The organism is Nocardia sp. NPDC058497 (genome assembly GCF_042720195.1).
In the GTDB taxonomy this organism is placed as follows: domain Bacteria; phylum Actinomycetota; class Actinomycetes; order Mycobacteriales; family Mycobacteriaceae; genus Nocardia.
The window spans coordinates 1-2,258 of record NZ_JBHXMY010000780.1 but is presented as its reverse complement, the minus strand read 5'-3'; the positions used below and the strand labels follow the sequence as shown (position 1 = coordinate 2,258).

The 2,258-nt window shown below is 67.5% G+C and carries 2 protein-coding genes and 1 tRNA gene; 1 reads left to right on the top strand and 2 read right to left on the bottom strand.

Going from position 1 to position 2,258, the window contains the following annotated elements; genetic code table 11:
- Positions 1-22 precede the first annotated feature (22 nt).
- Positions 23-96 (bottom strand) — tRNA-Met (locus ACFWPJ_RS30845).
- Between the two features lie 52 nt (positions 97-148).
- Positions 149-1,672, bottom strand: coding sequence for an aldehyde dehydrogenase family protein (locus tag ACFWPJ_RS30840; protein ID WP_378856741.1), 1,524 nt, complete (start codon positions 1,670-1,672; stop codon positions 149-151).
- Between the two features lie 114 nt (positions 1,673-1,786).
- Between ACFWPJ_RS30840 and ACFWPJ_RS30835 the strand changes: the two genes are divergently transcribed.
- Positions 1,787-2,239, top strand: a complete 453-nt coding sequence (locus tag ACFWPJ_RS30835; protein ID WP_071926582.1) for an Lrp/AsnC family transcriptional regulator — start codon at positions 1,787-1,789, stop codon at positions 2,237-2,239.
- Positions 2,240-2,258: the final 19 nt, after the last annotated feature.

Sequence of the window (2,258 nt, the reverse complement as noted above, 5' to 3'; positions counted from 1 at the left end):
AAACTCCGGGGCTTTCGTCTAGTAGCGGGAACAGGATTTGAACCTGCGACCTCTGGGTTATGAGCCCAGCGAGCTACCGAGCTGCTCCATCCCGCGTCGTAAACACCACTGTACACGCCGCGGCACGGATGACGAAATCGGTTTCTGATCAGCCGAAATGTATCCCCTGGGCCAGCGGGAGCTCGGTCGAGTAGTTGATGGTGTTGGTGGCCCTGCGCATGTAGGCCTTCCACGAGTCGGACCCGGATTCGCGTCCGCCGCCGGTGTTCTTCTCGCCGCCGAACGCGCCGCCGATCTCGGCGCCCGATGTGCCGATGTTGACATTGGCGATGCCGCAGTCCGAGCCGGCCAGGAATCGTTCGGCCTCGCGCTGGTCGAGGGTGAAGATCGACGAGGAAAGACCCTGCGGCACATCGTTGTTGAGCGCGATGGCGGCATCGATGTCATCGTAGGTGAGGACGTAGAGGATCGGCGCGAAGGTCTCCTCGCGCACCAGTTCCGTCTGCGCGGGCATCCGCACCACCGTGGGCCGCGCGTAGTAGGCGTCGGGGCCGACCAGATCGATTCGCTCACCACCGCAGACGATTTCGCCACCCTCGTCCACGGCCCGCGAGAGCGCCTTCTGCATCGAGGTGAACGCGCGCTCGCTGATCAGGGGGCCGACCAGCACCCCGTCGTCGAGCGGATTACCCACGCGCAGTTGACCGTATGCCGTCGCGAGCCGCTCGACGAGCTGATCGGCGATCGAACTGTGCACGATCAGCCTGCGCAAGGTGGTGCAGCGCTGACCCGCCGTCCCCGCCGCGGCGAAGACGATCCCGCGCACCGCCAGCTCCAGATCGGCGCTCGGCGCGACGATCGCGGCATTGTTGCCACCCAGCTCCAGCAGGCAGCGGCCGAACCGGCCCGCCACCCGCGGCGCGACCACGCCACCCATCCGCACCGACCCGGTGGCGCTGAGCAGCACGACCCGGGAGTCGTCGACGAGCGCCTCGCCCACGGCCGAATCACCCTGGATCAGCTGGTGCACTTCGGGATCCGCGCCCACATCGACCGCGGCGCGACGCAGCAGCGTGTGACAGGCCAGCGCGGTCAACGGGGTGGTCTCCGACGGCTTCCACACCACCGTGTCACCGCAGACCAGCGCGATGGCGGTATTCCACGCCCACACCGCGACCGGGAAGTTGAACGCCGAGATCACCCCGACGACGCCGAGCGGATGCCAGGTCTCCATCAGCCGGTGGCCCGGCCGCTCGGAAGGCATTGTCGCGCCGTAGAGCTGGCGCGAGAGGCCGATCGCGAACTCGCAGACGTCGATCATCTCCTGGACCTCGCCCAGCGCCTCCGGTCCGATCTTGCCCGCCTCCAGGGTGACCAGCTCGGCGAGCTCACCCTGATGCGCGACCAGCAGCTGGGCCAGTCGGCGGACCAGCGCGGCCCGGACCGGGGCGGGCACCGTGCGCCACGACTGGAACGCGGCGGCGGCCCGGCCGATCGCGGCGTCGACCTCGGTGGGCGTGTCAGCGGTCAGCGGCAGCAGGGTGCCGCCCGAGATCGGCGTGCGCGCGAGCAGGGGTCCGGGCTCCGGGACGCTCGCGCCGAGGCCGTGCAGCAGGGCTCTGGCGCGCAGCGCGAGCTGCTCGGAGAAGTGCTCGGTCACGGTGTGGGTCATCGCTGCTCACCTTCTGCTGTTTGGTACGGCTCACGGAAAAGTTCGGTGGAATTCGGTAGAGGAACAGTAAGAAGTTTTCCTCGCGCGACCCCCGTGCTGCGTTAGCCTTCGCTGATGGCGGATACACCGGCTAGACCCCAGCTCGACGATATCGACCGACTATTGATCAAAGAACTGATGAGCGATGGTCGCGCCACGTTGTCGAACCTGGCGGAGAAGGCCAGCCTCTCGGTCTCGGCAGTGCAGTCGCGGGTGCGCAGGCTCGAAGCGCGCGGGGTGATCCGCGGGTACGCGGCGCATGTCGATCCCGAAGCGCTCGGCCACCTGTTGTCGGCGTTCGTCGCGATCACTCCTCTCGACCCGTCCCAGCCCGATGACGCGCCCGCCCTGTTGCAGCACATCCCCGGCATCGAGGCGTGCCACTCGGTGGCGGGCGAGGAGAGCTATGTCCTGCTGGTCCGGGTCGCCTCGCCGCGGCACCTGGAACAGCTGCTGCAGGAGATCCGGGCCACGGCCAACGTGCGGACGCGCAGCACCATCATCCTGCAGACATTCTATGACAGGTAACGATTCCTCGTAATAGTTC

Excerpts from the sequence above, each read along its gene's own strand:
- ACFWPJ_RS30835 (WP_071926582.1), top strand. The coding sequence starts at position 1,787 with ATGGCGGATACACCGGCTAGACCCCAGCTCGACGATATCGACCGACTA.
- ACFWPJ_RS30840 (WP_378856741.1), bottom strand. The coding sequence starts at position 1,672 with ATGACCCACACCGTGACCGAGCACTTCTCCGAGCAGCTCGCGCTGCGC.